General features: G+C 43.2%; 20 protein-coding genes. 4 read left to right on the top strand and 16 right to left on the bottom strand.

Annotated features, from left to right (window positions below):
* Positions 1-8: 8 nt before the first annotated feature.
* The 6 genes from ndk to hemW form a co-directional block, all read right to left on the bottom strand.
* On the bottom strand, positions 9-428 hold the full coding sequence (gene ndk, locus A3GY_RS0101450) for a nucleoside-diphosphate kinase (protein ID WP_018029619.1): 420 nt from the start codon (positions 426-428) through the stop codon (positions 9-11).
* Positions 429-562: 134 nt separating this feature from the next.
* Entirely contained in the window at positions 563-1735 is a 1173-nt protein-coding gene (locus tag A3GY_RS0101445; protein WP_026161867.1) for an MFS transporter, read from the bottom strand.
* Positions 1716-2366, bottom strand: a complete 651-nt coding sequence (locus A3GY_RS09565; protein WP_018029617.1) for a TIGR01906 family membrane protein — start codon at positions 2364-2366, stop codon at positions 1716-1718. The genes A3GY_RS0101445 and A3GY_RS09565 overlap by 20 nt, the downstream gene beginning before the upstream one ends.
* On the bottom strand, positions 2356-3129 hold the full coding sequence (locus tag A3GY_RS0101435) for a TIGR01457 family HAD-type hydrolase (RefSeq protein ID WP_018029616.1): 774 nt from the start codon (positions 3127-3129) through the stop codon (positions 2356-2358). Before A3GY_RS0101435 ends, A3GY_RS09565 begins: the two co-directional genes overlap by 11 nt.
* Before the next feature lie 159 nt (positions 3130-3288).
* On the bottom strand, positions 3289-4017 hold the full coding sequence (locus A3GY_RS0101430) for an acyl-ACP thioesterase domain-containing protein (RefSeq protein WP_018029615.1): 729 nt from the start codon (positions 4015-4017) through the stop codon (positions 3289-3291).
* A gap of 4 nt (positions 4018-4021) precedes the next feature.
* The gene (hemW, locus tag A3GY_RS0101425; protein WP_026161866.1) at positions 4022-5155 is read right to left on the bottom strand and encodes a radical SAM family heme chaperone HemW; all 1134 of its coding nucleotides are present in this window, start codon (positions 5153-5155) and stop codon (positions 4022-4024) included.
* A gap of 132 nt (positions 5156-5287) precedes the next feature.
* Here hemW and A3GY_RS0101420 point away from each other — a divergent pair, with 132 nt between their 5' ends.
* Positions 5288-5884: a TetR/AcrR family transcriptional regulator gene (locus tag A3GY_RS0101420; RefSeq protein WP_018029613.1), complete on the top strand. Its 597-nt coding sequence runs from the start codon at positions 5288-5290 to the stop codon at positions 5882-5884.
* Complete coding sequence (locus tag A3GY_RS0101415) at positions 5881-6447, top strand: NAD(P)H-dependent oxidoreductase (RefSeq protein WP_018029612.1); 567 nt, start codon at positions 5881-5883, stop codon at positions 6445-6447. The genes A3GY_RS0101420 and A3GY_RS0101415 overlap by 4 nt, the downstream gene beginning before the upstream one ends.
* Before the next feature lie 53 nt (positions 6448-6500).
* Here A3GY_RS0101415 and glmM read toward each other — a convergent pair whose 3' ends face one another.
* The 3 genes from glmM to cdaA are packed head-to-tail and all read right to left on the bottom strand — an operon-like array spanning position 6501 to position 9694.
* Positions 6501-7853 carry a phosphoglucosamine mutase gene (gene glmM / locus A3GY_RS0101410; protein WP_018029611.1) on the bottom strand — a complete coding sequence of 451 codons (1353 nt, stop codon included), beginning with the start codon at positions 7851-7853 and terminating at the stop codon, positions 6501-6503.
* Between the two features lie 37 nt (positions 7854-7890).
* Positions 7891-8847, bottom strand: coding sequence for a CdaR family protein (locus A3GY_RS0101405; protein ID WP_018029610.1), 957 nt, complete (start codon positions 8845-8847; stop codon positions 7891-7893).
* Positions 8840-9694, bottom strand: a complete 855-nt coding sequence (gene cdaA, locus A3GY_RS0101400) for a diadenylate cyclase CdaA (RefSeq protein WP_018029609.1) — start codon at positions 9692-9694, stop codon at positions 8840-8842. The genes A3GY_RS0101405 and cdaA overlap by 8 nt, the downstream gene beginning before the upstream one ends.
* Before the next feature lie 111 nt (positions 9695-9805).
* Between cdaA and murT the strand changes: the two genes are divergently transcribed.
* Together murT and gatD are read left to right on the top strand one after the other, a co-directional pair.
* Complete coding sequence (gene murT / locus A3GY_RS0101395) at positions 9806-11149, top strand: lipid II isoglutaminyl synthase subunit MurT (RefSeq protein WP_018029608.1); 1344 nt, start codon at positions 9806-9808, stop codon at positions 11147-11149.
* Entirely contained in the window at positions 11149-11937 is a 789-nt protein-coding gene (gatD, locus tag A3GY_RS0101390) for a lipid II isoglutaminyl synthase subunit GatD (RefSeq protein WP_018029607.1), read from the top strand. Before murT ends, gatD begins: the two co-directional genes overlap by 1 nt.
* Before the next feature lie 34 nt (positions 11938-11971).
* Here gatD and A3GY_RS0101385 read toward each other — a convergent pair whose 3' ends face one another.
* The 7 genes from A3GY_RS0101385 to wecB form a co-directional block, all read right to left on the bottom strand.
* Positions 11972-12823: a VOC family protein gene (locus A3GY_RS0101385; RefSeq protein ID WP_018029606.1), complete on the bottom strand. Its 852-nt coding sequence runs from the start codon at positions 12821-12823 to the stop codon at positions 11972-11974.
* A gap of 113 nt (positions 12824-12936) precedes the next feature.
* Positions 12937-14841, bottom strand: coding sequence for an ABC-F family ATP-binding cassette domain-containing protein (locus A3GY_RS0101380; protein WP_026161864.1), 1905 nt, complete (start codon positions 14839-14841; stop codon positions 12937-12939).
* 99 nt (positions 14842-14940) lie between these two features.
* Positions 14941-16047, bottom strand: coding sequence for a glycosyl hydrolase family 8 (locus A3GY_RS0101375; RefSeq protein ID WP_018029604.1), 1107 nt, complete (start codon positions 16045-16047; stop codon positions 14941-14943).
* Positions 16048-16058: 11 nt separating this feature from the next.
* Positions 16059-17369: a glycosyltransferase family 2 protein gene (locus A3GY_RS0101370; protein ID WP_018029603.1), complete on the bottom strand. Its 1311-nt coding sequence runs from the start codon at positions 17367-17369 to the stop codon at positions 16059-16061.
* Entirely contained in the window at positions 17341-17502 is a 162-nt protein-coding gene (locus A3GY_RS10360; RefSeq protein WP_018029602.1) for a hypothetical protein, read from the bottom strand. Before A3GY_RS10360 ends, A3GY_RS0101370 begins: the two co-directional genes overlap by 29 nt.
* A 13-nt stretch (positions 17503-17515) precedes the next feature.
* A complete protein-coding gene (locus tag A3GY_RS0101360) occupies positions 17516-18304 on the bottom strand; it encodes a hypothetical protein (protein WP_018029601.1) in 789 nt (262 codons plus the stop codon).
* Positions 18304-19458 carry a non-hydrolyzing UDP-N-acetylglucosamine 2-epimerase gene (gene wecB / locus A3GY_RS0101355; protein WP_018029600.1) on the bottom strand — a complete coding sequence of 385 codons (1155 nt, stop codon included), beginning with the start codon at positions 19456-19458 and terminating at the stop codon, positions 18304-18306. Before wecB ends, A3GY_RS0101360 begins: the two co-directional genes overlap by 1 nt.
* Between the last annotated feature and the right edge of the window lie 41 nt (positions 19459-19499).

Raw genomic sequence — 19499 nt, 5'->3', positions numbered from 1 at the left:
AAGAACCGTTAATCCTTTCCAAACCAGAGACTTATCTCACGACTTGCTGCTTCTCTTGAATCCGAACCGTGCACCACATTAAAAATCCCGCCATCATCACCTGGCGCCTGCCCAAAATCACCGCGAATCGTTCCCGGAAGGGCATCTTTTGGATTAGTCGCTCCCATCATCGTCCGCCAAGAAGAAACCACACGATTGCCAGACATGACACCTATCAACAGAGGACCGCTGGTCATGTAAGATTCCAACTCCGGAAAGAATGGCTTATTCACCAATTCTTGATAATGTTCCCTAAGCAGCTCCGGACTCGCCAAGCGCATCTCCAATTTATCAATGGCAAACCCACGCCGCTCAATGCGTTTCAAAACCTCACCAATTAAGCCTCGCCTAACCCCATCTGGTTTGATAATAAAAAATGTCTTTTCCATACGGTCTTACCCTCTCCTCTGTTCAACTCATTGTAACCCTATTTTAAACTATTGGGGGCGAAAAGACAAAGGGAGAGCACTTTAAGCAAGAACACAGCATTAAAACAAGCGCTTTCAGGCGCTTGTTTTAACATTTATTCGACTTTTTCAAAACGTTCGATATAAAGGAGACACCAAGTCATGATAAGACTCAGGGCAAAAAGGATAGTAACGGCTAAATCCCAGGATCGGTTCAAGGTAAAGAGATAGCCAAACATGGCAGGGCCGATAGCTGCCAAAAAGTAGCCACCTGCCTGGACCATCCCTGACAAGCGCGCAGTGACAGCTCCTGAGCTGCTTTTTAGAGAGAATATGGTCAAAAGATAGGGGAAAAGAGCCGCTACCGATATTCCTAGGAGACTATTCACCAAAATCCAATAAAAGAGATTGTCTGTCTGTATGACAATCAACATGGCTAAACCTATAATGCTCATACCGCAAAAGATTCCCATAACCCATTTACGCTGACGAGCACTGGAGCGGCCGACAAAGGCAGGTACCAGCATAGAAACAGGAATACTGATGATCGAAAAATAGGAGGCCAGAATGCCGGCAAGTTCTTTGGAGAGTCCGGCGCTTTGTGCCATCGTTGGCAGCCAAGTCGTTTCGGTATAGAAAAGCATGGACTGAATACCACCAAAAATCAGCATCACAAGAGCCGCCTTATTTTTCCAGAGATTCGGAGCCTTCCTACTTGTTTCTGATGTTCTCAGCTCATGGTTGTTGGCTGTATTGGGCAGCCAAATCAGCAAGGCCAGAAGAACGATGAGCGTCAGCATCACGATCAAAACCTGCCATGAGGTCAGTCGGACAAGAGGGACTGCCAGCGCAAAGACAATTGCAGAAGCCAATCCCATTGAGGTGGTATAAATGGTGGTATAAAAACCAACCCTTAGTGGGAAATTCAATGTCACAAGGCTGGGCAGCATGACATTCATCATGGCAACACTGACACCAATTAAGGTCGTCCCTAGATAGAGCATGGGGAGATTAAAGACCCGTATCGCTGAGCCTATCAACATGAGGAAGAGAACATAGGTGAAGAGTTTTTCCACACCAGTCTTCTCCGCAATCTTTGGCGCCAGATTAGACAGGAGGGCAAACATGAGCAGAGGAATCGTCGTCAGCATGCCTAAGGAATCAACGGAAACATGGAGTCCCTTAGCAATATCGGTCAACACCGGCGTCAGAGCTGTAAAGGGAATTCTTAGAACAACACCTAGCATGACAATGCCAGGAACAAGGTATTTAGACTGTTTCATTCGTATATCTTTCTTTTGGAGTTGTTGATTTGGCTAGCCAAATCATGGTCAGCATGAGAAGCTCATAAAGGACCAAAAAAAGCAGGAAACAGTGCATAAAGAACGTTTCCGGCAAAATATAAATCACCGAATCGGTGTAAGGGTTAAAGAGCCAGGATGAATCACCCGGAAAAAGAAACTGGTGAAAAAGGGTAAAAAATCGGTCAAACCCAAAAAAGAACCCCAAGAACCCGATTAACAAAGGGAAAAGAGCTGCCACAACAAAATCTCTTTGGTAAAACCAAAGCGACTTTTTTTTAAGCTGTTCCTTGATAAAACGGTAGGCGGGATAAAGGAGGACGATAAACAAGAGCTGAGCCAGGTGAAAAAGGTGCTTAACGTCTGCAAAATGTTTTAGACCGCTTTTTGAGGACGGAAAATCCGGCATATTGAGCTGCCGTGAAAAGGGATTGGTCAGATAGTCCATCAGAATATTAACATTAACCATAATCTGATTTGGCTTCATATAAACGACCTGATCCAGCTTTTGCCAGGAAATCTCCAAAGGGTAGCAAAGCCAGGCCAGATAGATAGTTGCCAGAATAGCTAGGGCCAGCAGGCAAAGGATAGTGGCAAAGGCTAAAAGTCTAGTTTTCATCGAAGTTCCATTCTGAAAGACTGGTCAGGACATAATCTGGCTGAATTGGAAGACTGGCCACTTCTTCTGCCTTTGTAAAACCTGTTGTGACCAAAAGCGTCGGAATATCATTTTTAATGCCTGCAGTAATGTCTGTGAGATAATTGTCACCTACCATAATCGCTTGCGAACGCCTAACGCCTAGTCTATCCAAGGCTTTATTCATAATAACAGCCTCCGGCTTTCCGATGATAACTGGCTGAACACGGGTGGCCTTTTCAAGCAGGGCCAGAATTGAGCCCGCTCCTGGCATAAGACCGCGCTCTGTCGGAATATTTAGGTCTGGATTTGTTCCGATAAAAACAGCCCCTCTTTGAATGGCTAATGTCGCCGTCGCCAGCTTCTCATAGGTCAGAGCCGTATCTAAGCCAACGACAACATAGGCTGGTGCTTCCTTATCTTCACGGAATCCTGCCTCAGCTACTGCTGTTTTTAGACCAGTCTCTCCGATGACGTAAGCCGTATTGCCACGATTCATATCCTTCATGTAGTCAATAGTGGCTAAAGTAGCTGTGTAAATTGTCTCAAGACCCGTCTCAATATGAAAGGATTCTGATAGCATGGTCTGAACCATCTCGGGCGTTCTTGTAGTATTATTGGTCACTAAAACATAAGGGATATCTCTTCTCTGCAATTCCCTGATAAAGGCCTCACCGGCAGGAATACGTTCTTTCCCCTTATAAATCGTACCATCTAAATCAATCAAATAACCTTTGTATTTCATAAGTTCTTTCTAAATTTAAAACATGACCAGCCTTGGACCTGACTTACTCGGACACAAAACGTAAGCTGACGCGCTTAGCGAGATCAGCAACTTTTCCATCACAAAATAAGCACCGTCTGAAGGCCTAACGGTTGTGTTTGACTGCTCCGCTCCTTCTTTCTAAAGCCTCCGCCATTCGATGCTTGCCTGCGCATTAAGCTGCCCTTGGCTGACAATTTCGTGCCTGGTTGTCAGTCCAGACTGCTCAAGACGCGACAAAACATCCTTTCCGTGGTGGACTTCTTTAACGTACTTAAGGCTGATTTTTCGTGGGATATGCGTTTTCAGGAAATCGAGCTCTAAAACGTCGTACATCCATTCAATGTAGCGGCTGTTATTCACATGACCGTTTAAGTCAAGGTCAAAATACCGCACATGGTAAAGAGTTTCCTGAGGATCAGCCAGTTTATGGTACTTGGGTCCTCGATTGATTTTCTTAATCTTTTCGGACGCATAAGGGCGGATAATCGCTTCGACAACTTCATGAACCTTTCTGCTGTCATAGTCCAACAAAACAAAGGTTGATAAAATGGTCATGATTTTTTGACCTTCCTGACTATAAATCGCAAAGCTCCGGTAGCAGAAATAACGATTGTAAGACAGCGCTTCTGTCTCAATGGTAACCGTCTCAGCATAACGGGGCAGACGTTCTATCTCAATTTCATAGTCTGTAATGACCCAAACCAGATGATAGTCTTTAAAAATTTTCTCATCACTCATTCCCAGTTCCAGAGACTGCATACCCGAAACCTGCAGGGCAACTGACAGGATATGAGGCAGTTTGACATTTTGATTGATATCACTCTCATAAAATGGAATCTGATAAGTCGTTTTGTATTTTTTTCCCATATCCTTACTCCAGAATAAACCGCTCAGCAACAGTATCTCCCAAAAAAAGCCCTTTCTGGGTCATCTGAATCTGCTGCTTATTGTTTTTTAAAAGCCCTTCTGCAATCAATTGATCAACGATTGCTCCATAAAGATCATTGAAAGACAGCTGAAACTTTTCTTCAAATCTCGCCACCGAAATGCCTGACTTTTTGCGCAGACCTAGGAACATCTCTTCTTCCATCTGCTCAGCCTTGGTCAGGTATTCTTCATGGAGACGGGCATGGCCTTGCTCACTGACAGCCTTTAAATAATGCTGAATAGGACCTCGATTGCGATAGCGCATCCCATTTAGATAACCTGAAGCTCCAGCTCCGATACCGTAATATTCTGCATTATCCCAGTACATCAGATTATGCCGGCTCTCAAATCCCGGCTTGGCAAAATTGGAAATTTCATAATGGTCAAACCCTTGCCTTTTCAGCTCGCTTAGGATATAAGCAAACATATCTGATTCAGTATCTTCATTAGGGAGATGAAGCTGACCACGTCTTTGTCGATTCATGAAAACGGTGTGATTTTCCAAAATCAGACTATACAAGCTGAGGTGAGGAATATCAAGCGCTAAAGCCTTTTCGACATTTTTTTCAATATCCATCATTGTCTGTCCCGGCAAGGCATAGATCAAATCAATCGAAATATTGAAAAAGCCTGCCTCTTTAAGACCTGAGATGGAGTCGTAAATTTGCGCTTCGTTGTGACCTCTGCCAATTTGCCGCAAATGACGGTCATTGAAGGTCTGAACCCCCAGAGAAATACGGTTGACCTTTGATCTTTTGAGAACAGCGATTTTTTCTGCTGTCAGATCGCCTGGGTTGGCCTCAATCGTAAATTCTTGAAGCTGCGACAGATCTAGCCGGGCTTCCAAATTGGTCAGAAGAACATCTAATTGTTCAGCCGACAGGGCTGTTGGCGTCCCTCCGCCAATATAAAGTGTCCGTAAAGCTGGAAGCTCATAATAATCAACTTCCTGCATCAGCTTGACCAAATACGTATCTACTGGCTGATTTTTAATAAAGACCTTTGAAAAGTCACAATAATAGCATATCTGTGTGCAAAACGGTATATGCACATAGGCTGAACTTGGTTTTTGCTGCATGTCTTTATTTTAACACTTTTCACAGAGAAATGACGTTTTTTAAGCCAAAAATTTCAACTTGACAAAAATAAGTAGACGGTGTAAACTTTTTATAAAAGTAGACAATGTCAACTTATGAAGAAAGAAAATACGATGAAACGACACACGGCAAAACTCAAAGAAGACCTCATTCAAACTGGAGTGGAGGAAATTAAAAACCACGGCATTGACAAGGTTTCACTCCGAACCATCGCTAAAGCCTGCGGTGTGACGCACGGAACCCCTTATAAACACTTCGAAAGTAAGGAAATGTATCTGAAAGCTGTCTTAGCCCGCCTATCTGATTTTTGCAGCAGTCAAATGACCCAAAATCTGGACTTGAACGCACCTGCCAGGCAGCAGCTTCTGCAATTGGGCTTAAACGTTGTCACTTTTGCCCAAGTCTACCCTTATGTCTTTGAAGCCCTCTTTATCAAGTACCCCTTCAACTACATGGAAATGACAGAAAATACAATTGTTACCACAAGCCAGCTGTCAGGTTTTCATGACTTTAAACAGTGTGTGGTAAAGCTGCGTCAAGAAGAAAATTTACTTGGCAGCGAAGCCGAGACTTTGGTTCATTTTTGGAGCTTCATTTCAGGTTTGAGCATCTTGGTGAAGAGTCCTCTTGGTGACAACTTCAGTTATCAGATGCTTCAAGACATGATTGAACAAATGCTATCCATTTACATTAAAGGAGGACAATTATGAAAATTCTTATCATTTATGCCCACCCCAACCATAACAGTTTCAACGGGGCTATCCTGAAACAAGTACAGGCTAACCTTGACCGCAATCATGAGGTGACCTTGCTGGATTTATATGCTGAAAAATTCAATCCTGTCCTTTCCTTTGACGAAGACCATCGACGCCGTGATTTAGAGAAAGATCCTGAGACGCAAACCTATCGTGACCTCATCACTTGGGCAGACCATCTCATCTTCATTTTTCCTATATGGTGGAGCGGCATGCCAGCCATCCTCAAAGGCTTTATTGACCGTGTTTTTGCAACTGGCTTTGCATATTCCTATAAGGGAATGGGAATGGTCGGACACTTAAAGGGCAAGACAGCCTGGATTATTTCAACCCATAATACCCCTGGAATCTTTCTCCCTTTTGTCCAAGATTATGGAAAAGTTCTCAAAAGACAAATTCTGCGCATGTGCGGTATCAAGACCCGTCGGGTAAGTACCTTTTCTTATCTAAGAGGGAGCAGTCCAGAAAAGAGACAAAAGTTGCTGGAAAAAGTCGCACAGGAAGCCCGTCATATTTAAAAATGGATTAGGTTGAAACCTAATCCATTTTTAATCTTACACCGACTTATGCTTTATTCCATTCCAATTTCCGCACGTACCACATCGGCAATGGTCTCAACATAATAGTCAACTTCTGCATGGGACGGTGCCTCCGCCATAACTCTAAGCAAAGGTTCTGTTCCGCTCGGGCGGACAAGAATACGCCCATTGCCGGCCATCTCTGCCTCCATCTTGCTGATGATTTCAGCAATGGCAGCAACCTCCATAGCCTTATCTTTCATGCTATTTTCAACCCGAATATTAACCAGTTTTTGCGGATAGATGGTCACCTCGTCCGCCAAAACAGAAAGGGGTTTTCCTGTTTCCTTCATGATTTTAGTCAGCTGAATCGCTGTCAGCTGGCCATCACCTGTCGTATTGTAATCCATGATAATCACATGGCCTGACTGTTCACCGCCTAGATTGTAACCTGATTTACGCATTTCTTCGACGACATAGCGGTCGCCAACGGCTGTAATTTCTTTCTGAATTCCTTCTTGATCAAGCGCCTTGTGGAAACCAAGATTAGACATAACAGTCGTCACGATTGTATTTTTGGCCAATTCACCTTTCTCAGACAGGTATTTGCCAATAATAAACATAATCTTGTCACCATCAACAATATGGCCGTTTTCATCAACAGCAATCAGACGGTCACTGTCTCCATCAAATGCCAGGCCAATGGCTGAACCAGATTCCTTAACCAGTTCCTGAAGGCGTTCTGGATGCGTGGAGCCTAGACCGTCATTGATATTGAGACCGTCAGGCTGATCGCCAATCACAGAAATCTCAGCATTCAAATCAAGGAAAATATGGCGGGCGGAAGATGATGCTGCTCCATTTGCAGCGTCAAGAGCCACCTTCATGCCTTCCAAGTCCTGACCTGTTGAAACAAGGAATTTTTCATACTTGCGAAGCCCCTCTGGGTAGTCGACTAAGGTCCCCAAACCAAAGGCACTTGGCCTTGGCAGCCTGTCTTCTTCCGCATCCAAAAGCGCCTCAATTTCAAGTTCTCTGTCATCATCCAGCTTGAAACCGTCACTACCGAAGAACTTAATACCATTATCAAGAGCCGGATTATGACTGGCCGAAATCATGACACCTGCGCTGGCTTTTTCAGTACGAACCAGATAGGATACACCAGGTGTTGCCAAAACACCCAAATTATAGACCTCAATCCCAACAGACAAGAGCCCTGCGATTAGAGCACTCTCAAGCATTTGCCCAGAGATACGCGTGTCACGCGCCACAAAAACTTTAGGCTGCTCTTTTTCATGCTGACTGAGAACATAACCTCCAAAACGGCCCAGTTTAAATGCTAGTTCTGGTGTCAGTTCAACGTTTGCTTCCCCACGTACCCCATCGGTACCAAAATATTTTCCCATAATTCTTAGATGTCTTTTGACATCGTCCTCCGTATTTTTATTTTTGTTTTACTGTTAACTTTACATTAACTTTCTCAGGATCAACTTTAACATTGTCCGCAGAAAGACTGACAGATTTTGTTGTGTCTTTGCTGACATCAGAAACATCCACCTTGGCAGTTACCTTACTGATTTTATCAAGATCGGTCTGCTTACCGTAAATAGTGACTTCTTTTGTCTGCAATTCATAAGTAACAGCTGACACATTTTTATTGAGCTGACCAGTGATTTCGACAGCAACAGGAACTGTTTTGGACAGTTCTGCAATCTTAACCGACAGACTTGTCTTGGTCGGGCTGATAATGCTAGGTAGAATTTTTCCTTCTGCTGATACCGCCTGCAAGGTCACCGGTTTGCTGTAATTAGCACTGAGGGTCTGCTCCTCAGGTAAAACAGCGACCACGTGGTCAATCTGATTGATTGTTGCTTCATCACTGGTAACTTCAGCTTCTGTAACACCTGTCTTGATTTCTTTGATACTGTAGCCTGAAGCCACCTGATCGGGTGAGACAATTCCTTCAACTTTGAAAGTCTTTGTCTTCTTTTTACCTATCGTCACCGACATGGTTTGGGGAGAAACTTCCCCAGAGACTTCGGACGGCAGATTGGTCAACTGGAGTTTGGCCTTGTGGCTGCCCTCAGATAGGTTACTTAAATCCGCAACCACCTTGAAATGCCGTGTATCTTCATTGATTTCAGAATCCAGCTTGATACGATTGGTTGTTGTCAGATAGACTTCTGCTTCATAAGAATAACCACTGATGAAATATTTATCGCTGTCGTACTTAATGTCAATCGGAACATTTTCCAGTGTCTGACTATAAGTCTGTCCAAATCCCGTTGTAGAGCCTCCTGACCTAGAATTAGCAGCATATGCTGTCAAGAACAAGATAAGGGCAAAAAAGATAGACGCGAGTGCCAATAAGATATTGTTAGAGGAATATTTTTTAGGCATCCTTTTTTCCTCCAAAAAGTGTCTTTAAAAATGGCTTGGTTTCACTGCCTTCTGAGATGAGTTGTTCTTTCAGCAAACGCTCAAATGCATCAATTGACAAATCATGAACAAAATCACCCTTATGAGCAACCGATATTGCTCCTGTTTCCTCAGAAACAACGAAGATGAGAGCATCCGACTGCTCCGATAAACCAATGGCAGCCCTGTGTCGCGTACCAAACTCTTTTGAAATCGAACTGGATTCTGACAAAGGCAGGTAGGCACAAGAAACTGCAATCTTATTGTCCTTAACGATAACCGCGCCGTCATGAAGCGGTGTATTGGGGATAAAGATATTAATCAGGAGCTGACTGGAAATATCCGCATCTAGGGGAATACCTGTGGTGATGTATTCACGCAGGGTCTGGGTACCTTCAACAGCCACCAGCGCCCCTATCTTTCGAGGACTCATGTATTTAACCGCATCAACAAAAGCTTGGACAATCTGATCATCGCTGGTCACCGTCCGTGTCTGAATTAAAGCCTGAGGAGTCCGTCCAAAACGCTCAAGTCCAGACCGGATTTCTGGCGCAAAAATCACCACAGCAGCGATAATCCCGTAGGTCACAACCTGATTCATCAAAAAGGTGATGGTAGTCAAACCTAAGAATTCCGCCACAAACTTCAGAAAAACAAACAGCACAACTCCCTGAACCAAAGACATAATCTTTGTCCCAGCCAAGGCCTTGATAAAACGATAGATTAACCAAGCAACGATACCAACATCCAAGACATGAATGACAATCTGCCAAGGACTGCTGAATAAGTTACTCCAAAAATCAGAATTTACTTGAAATAGGGTACTCATACTCACTCTTTTCTATCAACAATGGATACATTAAACAATCACATTCAATTATATCACTTTTCAAACAATTTTTCTGTATATCAATGCTTTTTTTTATGATAAAATAAGCATATGACAATAAAAAGCACTCTGGGAATTATTGCTGGCAGAACAGCCCACTTCTTTCTTAGTAAGTTAGGACGCGGCTCAACCCTGCCAGGAAAAATTGCCCTTAAATTTGACAAAGATATCTTAAATACACTGGCCAAAGACTACGAAATCGTCGTTGTGACGGGAACTAACGGTAAAACACTAACCACTGCCCTCACAGTCGGTATCCTAAAAGAAGCCTACGGTCAGGTGCTCACTAATCCTAGCGGCGCTAACATGATTACTGGGATTACCTCGACCTTTTTGACCGCCAAAAAAACCAGAACCGACCGAAAAATAGCTGTTCTGGAGATTGACGAAGCAAGCCTTCCCAAGATTACAGAATACCTCAAGCCAAGCCTCTTTGTTTTTACTAATATCTTCCGCGATCAGATGGATCGCTATGGCGAAATCTATACGACCTACCAGATGATTTTAGAGGGGGCCGCCAAGGTACCTCAGGCAACCATTCTGGCGAATGGAGACAGTCCACTCTTTCATTCAACTGAAGTTGTCAATCCTCTGAAATACTATGGTTTTGCAACGGCTACCCATCAACCCCGACAGGCTCACTATAATACCGAGGGCATCCTCTGTCCTAGATGTCAGCACATTCTTAAGTATAAACACAACACTTATGCCAACTTGGGCGACTATATCTGTGAATCTTGTGGATTTAAGCGTCCACCTCTGGACTATGCGCTGACAGAGCTCAGTCAGATTACCAATACCGCTTCGGAGTTTATCATTGATGGTCAATCCTACAAAATCAATGTAGGCGGACTCTACAATATTTACAATGCCTTGGCTGCTGTTTCGGTTGCAGAATTTTTCCAGGTCTCTCCCGAAAAAATCAAGGCAGGTTTCCATAAAAGCCGAGCTGTCTTTGGACGGCAGGAAACCTTTCATATTGGCAACAAATCCTGCACGCTGGTTCTTATTAAAAATCCAGTCGGTGCCAGTCAGGCTCTGGACATGATTAAACTAGCGCCCTATCCTTTCAGTCTGTCTGTCCTGCTCAACGCCAATTATGCTGATGGCATTGATACTTCCTGGATCTGGGATGCCAATTTTGAGAGTATTTTAGAAATGGACATTCCAGAGATTTTTGCAGGCGGTGTCCGGCACTCTGAAATTGCCCGCCGTCTTCGTGTTACAGGTTACGACGATACCAAAATTACTCAGGCTGAGAAATTGGAAGATATCCTGACCATGATTGAACAACAGGATTGCCAACACGCTTATATCCTTGCGACCTATACTGCTATGCTGGAATTTCGAGAACTGCTTGCCAGCAGACATGCTGTTAGAAAGGAGATGATCTAATGGTTTATAGCTCTTTACAGTCTCCTGACAACCGCTCTTACGATTTTGAACTGAGGACTGCTCATCTCTATGGTGACTTGCTCAATACCTATGGGGATAATGGCAATGTCCTCATGCTGAAGTATGTCGGTGAAAAGTTAGGTGCTAGGATGACGTTCGATATTGTCTCCATGGGTGATGATTTTGACGCCGACCAATACGATCTCATTTTTTTTGGTGGGGGGCAAGATTATGAGCAAGCCATTGTTGCCAAAGATTTGCCCCATAAGAAAGACCAGATCGCCGATTTCATCGAAAAAGGCGGTGTGGGTCTTGCCATCTGTGGTGGCTTTCAGTTGCTCGGTCACTATTATATTCAGGCAGATGGGACTAAAATTGACGGCATTGGCGTGATGGGCCACTACACACTGAATCAAAACCAAAATCGCTACATCGGTGATATTAAGATTCACAATGACGAATTTAACGAAACCTACTATGGTTTTGAAAATCACCAGGGCAGGACTTTCCTATCAGACGACGAAAAACCTTTGGGTAAGGTCGTTTACGGCAACGGTAACAATCAAGAAGACGGAACCGAAGGTGTCCATTATAAAAATATTTTTGGCTCCTATTTTCACGGCCCCCTTCTCTCTCGCAATGCCAACTTAGCCTACCGTTTAGTGACAACTGCTCTCAGACGAAAATATGGCTCAGACCTTAAACTGCCAAGCTATCAAGAGATTCTAAGTCTTGAAGTTCCCGAAGAATACACTGATGTTAAAAGCAAGGCTGAGTTTGATCAATAAAAAATCAACTTTCTTTCCGAAAGTTGATTTTTTATCAGCCAGATGACGCCAAGAGTAATTTTGTTTTAATCCCATCTAAATCCCAAAAAGCCGCCTGATTAGTTTGAAAAGTCACTTCAAGTCCCAGTTTTTGGGCTGTTCGAATCGCCTTCTGATAGGCAAAAATATCCTTATAGACAAGTGTGTAGTAGGCTAAGCCTTTCATTTTTTCAGTACGTTTAAGAAGATCTTGCCCTCCCCATTCGTTGACGGCCAAATGATGATGATAATGACCCGAGGCCAGCCATGAAGCCGAAGGAATCGAAAACTTGTCAGCCAGCCCGAGAACCTCTTGGTAAAAGTGACTGGATTTCTGGCTGGAAGCTACTGATAAGTGAATGTGTCCCATTCTGCTGCCCCTAGGCATTCTATAACTCTTTACCTCATGACCTGCATCATAGACAGCCTGAGCATCCATAGCTTCGGTAATCCCGACAATACGGCCATCAGCTCTGATATCCCAGTCTTCTTGAGGTCGATCGCGATAAATTTCAATGCCATTGCCTTCTGGATCCTCTAGGTAAATGGCTTCGCTGTAACCATGATCGGAAGCCCCAACTAAGGGGATTTTTTCTCTTAAAAAATGACGGAAAAGCGTACCTAAATCTTCTCTTCTGGGTAAAACAATAGCAAAGTGATAGAGGCCATAAGCATCTGACGGGGAGGTCCGATCATCTGTCTGCCTGAGATGGATCAGAATCTCATCAGCCAAGCCTAAGTCTGCTGTCAGTGCTGAACGCTGATGAAGCTGCAGACCTAAAGCCTGCTGATAAAAATCAACCTCTAATTCTAAATCGTTCACATTTAAAGCAAGAGGCCCCAATTCAAAATCTGATTGATACAACATAATTGCTCCTTCATCTTTTGATACCAATATATCACTAACTAGTATTATATGCAATTGATTTGTTTAAGAGTAAAACCGCCGAACCTTTTAGTTTAGGTTCAGCGGTTTAAGCTTCAAGATTCAAGTTTCTCAGACAGATCTTCCCATTCCTGCCATAAATCATCTTGCTGACCGGCAATTTGGTCCACTTCCTTTTGTAAATCCATTAAGGCAGCCGCATCGTTGGTTTGTGACATTTCAGCATGTAAAGCTGCTGCCCGATCATCAAGGGCTTCTAGGGAAACTTCGATTTCCTCAAGACGGCGGTTTATTCTCCGAACTTCCTTTTGGCTGGCTTTTTGTGCCTGATAATCCTGAGCTGCCGTCTTATCTGATCGATCAGAAGCTGTATCGGCAGCCATCTGCTTCTGTTCCTGCTCGGCTTTTTTCTCCAAATAATAATCGTAATCTCCCAAATACAATTGCGAACCACTTTGGGAGATTTCCAAAACCTTGTTAGCAACACGGTTGATAAAGTAGCGGTCATGACTGACAAAAAGGAGGGTCCCATCAAAATCAATCAGGGCATTTTCCAGCACCTCTTTACTGTCAATATCCAGGTGATTGGTCGGCTCATCAAGAATCAGGAAGTTATTATTTTCCAAGGAGAGTTTCGCTAGGAGAAGTCGAGCTTTTTCACCGCCTGATAGGACAGAGACCGTCTTTTTGACATCTTCCCCTGAAAAAAGAAAGGCTCCTAAGCGGTTTCTCACCTCTACTTCTGGAAGAGTTGAAAAGTCTGACCAGATTTCTTCCAGAACCGTGTTCTGTGGTGTCAGGTGAGACTGCGTCTGATCATAATACCCTTGGTCAACATTTGCACCGTACATGGCTGATCCTTTCACAAAAGGAATCTCTCCAATGATGGACTTGATTAGGGTGGATTTTCCAATGCCATTAGGACCGACGACTGCGATTGCATCCATTCTGCTGACATCAAGGTCAATCGGCCCTGACAAAGGCACCCCTTCATGACCAATCATTGTATCCTTAAGACTAAGAACTTTATTACCAGATGGTCTGTCCGCATGAAAACTGATATAGGCTGACCGTTGATGACTGTCTGGCTTCTCAAGCCGCTCCATTTTCTCCAGCTGTTTGCGACGAGACTGAGCTCTTTTGGTGGTTGAGGCACGCACGATATTTTTCTGGACAAAGTCTTCTAATTTAGCAATTTCTTTTTGCTGTTTTTCAAAATTCTTTTCTTCCGTCGCCAGTCTTTGCGCTTTTTCCTGAATAAAATAAGAATAGTTGCCGGCATAAACATCTAATCCATGCGGCCGTAAGTCCATGGTCACAGTTGCGACCTTATCCAAAAAATACCGATCATGGCTGACAATCAACAAGGCTCCCGAATAATGGACTAAATAATTTTCTAGCCAGGCAATGGTTTCAATATCCAAATGATTGGTTGGCTCATCCAAGACAAGTAAGTCAGGCTTTTCTAACAACATCTTGGCTAAGGCTAATCGGGTGTTTTGCCCACCTGAAAGCTCTGAAATCGGCATCTGCCACATCTCCTGACCAAACTTAAAGGCATTGAGAATCGTCTTAATATCACTCTCATAAGTGAAACCACCTCGTTGCCGGAAATTCTCTGTCAACTGGTCATAGCGTGTCATCAGCTGGTTTAGGGCATCTCCCGACAGCTGCCCCATTTCCGTTTCCATCTGACGAAGCTGCTGCTCATCCTGTCTCAAATCTTCAAAAACATGAAGCATCTCGTCAAAAATCGTTTTTTCAGAGGCAAACCGGCTATCCTGAGCCAAATAAGAAAGATTTAAATCACGTTTTTGGTCAATCGTTCCAGAGCTGGGCTGCTCTTCTCCGACCAAAATTTTCAGGAGGGTTGATTTTCCGGCCCCATTACGTCCGACCAAAGCAATCCTGTCTTTGTCGCCAATTTGCAGCGTGATATTCTCAAAAAGAACCTGACCCGCAAAGCTTCTTTCTAATTTATTTCCCTGTAAAATCATCATAACCCTATTGTAGCAAAACTTGACAGGACAAGCCAGAAGAATGTGACCCGCCTCATACCTCTCCCCTAAAAAACAGCCAGGGATACCCCTGACTGTTTTTTACTTGCTTAAGACTGACATGGTGGTCAGTGCTGCATCATAATAATTATTTGATGGAATGCCCTCGATAACAGTATTTTTTTCCTGCTGGACTAAACGATTGTACCTATTGTTAGATTTAGCAGCATAAAAGACTGGGGCTGTAAAGCTGGCAGATTGATAGGTTTCTAAATTCTGACCGTTAAGTTTATAACCAGCATAGATGGTATCCTGTTTCATAAAGAAATCCATCATTTTCTTTAAAACTTTCTGACCTGTTTTATCCTTGCTGCGGGCGAGATTATAAGGCAGACGGCAGGCATTGTAATAATAGTCGCCATCATAATCTGTTGCTACCAAGTTCGCCTTAGCTGCCTCGACTTTGCCATTTGCCCGAACCCACATAAAATCAGGAATTAAACCGGTCTGGTTCTTATCGCTCATCTTTTTAAGGCTATTCAACATGGAAGACTTAATCTTTTTCCAAGTGTCATCTTTTGAAAAAGTGTAGAAAGTATCAAACTGTTCCGGCAGAATATCAGAAGTTCTCACCAATTCGTAATATTCTGTACCGACAGCTGCCCAGTTACCTACCGTTAAAGAATTGGTCTGAGAATTGTAATTGTATTTAAGAATATCTTCCAACAAGAGCTTGGCTTGCTTTTGATAAGCCTTTGCTTTTGCCGGCCACAATTCCGCAGCTTTAATCAAGGAATAAGCAATGTAAAGGTCACCGTCCGTCGCACTATTGGCCAAAACGTCAATGCTCCCATCTGCTTTAACAATTTGTTTCCAAGACATGAGCTGAGTGCCGCTGATACGGTGATCAAGATAGTATTTGTACAGTTTGGTAAATTCTTTTTGGCTATGGTAGCCCTGCATCTCGGCCTCCACAGCAATATACATCCCATAACCCTGACCTTCTGATAAAACCAAGGCTCCTTGATCACTAGTACCCGTTTTAACATAGGCAGATTTTCCTTTGCTGATAACATAGTAGTCAGACCAGTCACTGTACATGGTTCGCTTCATTTCATCTGTGCTGGCTGTTCGCATGGAATAAAAACCCAGCGTCACAGTTGTTAAGAACAAAACCAGCCAAAAATATTTTAATTTTTTTCTTTTCACCTTCTTCTCCTCTATCCTGCAAAACGTTTCGTTTTAACCCATTTGGTGCCTTCCCGGCGTAAAATTTTGTCCATGATAACAGAGCAGACAGACGAAATGGATACAATAATAAAGAGCTGCGTATAGGTAAAGTAAGCCAAAAGCGCGATCCAAATCTGCTTAACTGTTGCCTGACCATGCTGGGTTGCCAAGGAAATTGAAATCTGCAAGAGATAAAGCAAGATCATCAACAGCCAGTTAAAGAGCAAGAGCTGGGCCATATAGATGTTATCGGCATTAAAGGCAAAAGGTACGGTTACCCCAGGTTTAAAGAGACCGAATATCAAGGCTGCAACGTTAATAAAGAAGAGGATATCCGAAAGGACAATGGCTGCATTAAACCAAAAGAAGGTACAGGCATAGTAAAACACTTCCCATTTCACCCGCCAGTTTCCCCGGCCGAAGAGATGTTTAAAGTTGGCGATCACCACTTCATAATTTCCCTTAGCCCATCTCTTACGCTGGAGATAGTATGACCTTAGGGTCTCTGGCTCCTGCTGAAAAGCTTCGGAATTATGCGCCAGCGCAATCAGCTTACCGCTTTGCATAATTTTGAAGGAAATATCGGTATCCTCTGTAAGGGCACCATTACGCCAGCCGCCAATACTTTTAACAAACGCTGTATTGATGATAAAATTAGTCCCTGGGATACGGCCGATTTTGCCCAGATGCCACATCCCAACGTGCTGAATCCGCTGAGTAACAACAATTTCTTGATTGATGCAGCGTGTTAAAAAGTTTTGATTGGCATTTCTTGTTTTGTTACGGCCAAAGGAAGCCACATGGCGTTCAGGATTTTCCATAACCTTTTTAACCAAAAAATACAGGGCATTTTTTTCAGGCATGGCATCCGCATCGTAAACACAGATATACTCTCCCTTAGCCATTTTCAGCGCATCATTAAGAACGCCGGCCTTACCACCAGTACCGGTTCTGTCGATTAAGGTCAAATCACGGCCGGCATTCTGCGGTCTGGCTTTGACCTTTTTCATCTCTTGATAGGTATTATCACTGCAGTTATCTGCAAAAAGAATAATTTCAACCCGGTCATGAGGGTAGTTTAAATCGAGAATAGCCTGTGCTGTTTGAGAAATAACAACATCTTCATTATGAGCCGGCACAACAACGGTAATCATTGGATAATAGTCTAAGGGACTGGTGTCTACTTCAAAATCACTGTGTTTGAACCAAAAATGGACTGCTGAAAATAAGACGACTAATGCAATAGCCAGAGAAGCCCAAATGGAAATCAAACTAATTATCATTAAAATCTGACCGATCATCATCTACCGCCTTAAAATTCTTATTCACTCGCTCTAAAATGATTAAATAACTAATAAACAAAACAGCAAAACAGCCTGCAAAGAAAAGACTTATGACCAGGCCAAAATGAAAGAAAGTGTTGGTTAAATTCATTAACTGCTTCCTCCTAATATTCAACAATGATATCCGTCTCGAGAAGGCGTTCAAGCCTTTTCAGGATATCTTCGTAACTTGGGTACCGATCATCATTCTCATGATTCACAAACTGGTAACCATACTGGAACTGAATTTCATGCTGCGAATGTTCATGGTGAAAGCGCAGCTTCTTCAATTCTCTGCTAAAGACCGTCTCTAAGTCCGCTCTCCAATGTTCACTCGTATCTGATTTCATAATTAAAAAGAGACCATTGCGAAGGTAGAAGAGATGATTCCCCTCTCCCTTGGCACGCATCAGCGTCCGGTTAATACGCCTAATCGCTGCATAATATTCCTTAGGCTGTGTCTGCTTAAATTGTTCCGCGTGAGCCCAGCTGACAAGCAGGGTCTGAACCCCCATATCAGGATATTTCTTAGCCTTTGATAACTGAAATTCATAAAATTTTGCTGCTTTCGAAGACTGGTCTCTGATAGCCCGTGATCTCTCCCAAATTAAATCTTCAAATTGGTTTGCCGCTGCCAATGTGACAGGCAAAGATAAAATCAAAACTAATCGCTCAAAAACTGAGATATAGGAAACACCTACAGTAAACACAAAGGTCCCAATGACTATCATGAATAATTCTGACCAGGTAACCAAGAGGTCTGTCAAAAAAATAGGTGTGAGCAGGACTAAAAAAGTCAGAGCTGCATAAATAGCAAAAACTGTCAAGCCGTGCTGATAGGCAACATACAAGCCAAAGGAAGCTGCAGTAACCATGATGACGAACATGCTCGAAATACTTAGTGAACGTTTCATTACGATTTCTCCTCTGCTCTAAAGTCCTCTGGTCTCTCGCTAGAGGTAAAATAATGGGCAATAGCATCCATGATTCGTTGGGAAGCCTGACCGTCTCCATAAGGATTTTGTGCCTTAGCCATCTTATCATACTCTCGTTGATTTTCCAAGAGTTCAATCATGGCCTTTTTGACAGATTCTTTATCAGTACCCACTAATTTTAGGGTACCAGCTTCCACACCTTCTGGCCGTTCCGTTGTATCCCGCAAAACAAGCACTGGCTTACCAAGAGAGGGAGCCTCTTCTTGGACACCTCCGGAATCAGACATAATAAAATAACTTTTTGCGGCTAAATTATGAAAATCAACAACATCAAGCGGCTCAATCAGATGAACCCGTTCTTGCCCAGATAAAATGTCTCGAGCAGCTTCCTGAACTGCAGGACTTAGGTGAACAGGGTAAATCACTTCAACATCCTGATACTCCTGCAGGACTGTTTTAATCGTCTGAAAGACTTCCCGCATTGGCTGACCTTGATTTTCACGTCTGTGCATGGTTACCAAGACCAGCCTATTATCAGGATTAACTTTATCTAGAACTTCATGATGATAATTTTCCTTAACAGTCAGCGATAGTGCATCAATGGCGGTATTACCCGTCACAAAAATATGTTCAGCAGGGTGGTTTTCCTTCAAGAGGTTATCCCGACTTTGTGCCGTCGGTGCAAAATAAAGATCTGAAACAACATCTGTTACTTGACGGTTAACTTCCTCAGGAAAAGGCGAATATTTGTCCCAAGTCCGCAAGCCCGCCTCTACGTGACCGATCTTAATCTGATTATAAAAAGCAGAAATACTTGCTGCAAAAGTGGTAGTTGTGTCTCCATGAACCAAAATAATATCTGGCTTCACCTCTTTTAAGACCTCATCCAATTTATGAAGGACATTACTCGTAATATCAGATAAGGTCTGCTGTTTACTCATAATATCTAAGTCATAATCTGGTTCAATGCCAAAGGTGGATAGGGCTTGGTCTAGCATCTGCCGATGCTGGGCTGTCACAACTGTAATGGTTTCAAAACGATTGGTATCGGCTTTCAGAGCAAGCAGCAAGGGAGCCATCTTAATAGCTTCCGGTCTTGTACCAAAGACCAACATCACTTTTACTTTTTCCATAAGTCCTCTTAAACATCATAATACTTTATGTATCAAACAAT

This window comes from Streptococcus ferus DSM 20646 (genome assembly GCF_000372425.1).
GTDB lineage: Bacteria > Bacillota > Bacilli > Lactobacillales > Streptococcaceae > Streptococcus > Streptococcus ferus.
Note: the sequence above shows the minus strand (reverse complement) of the source record. Positions and strands in the feature narration are given on the sequence as shown.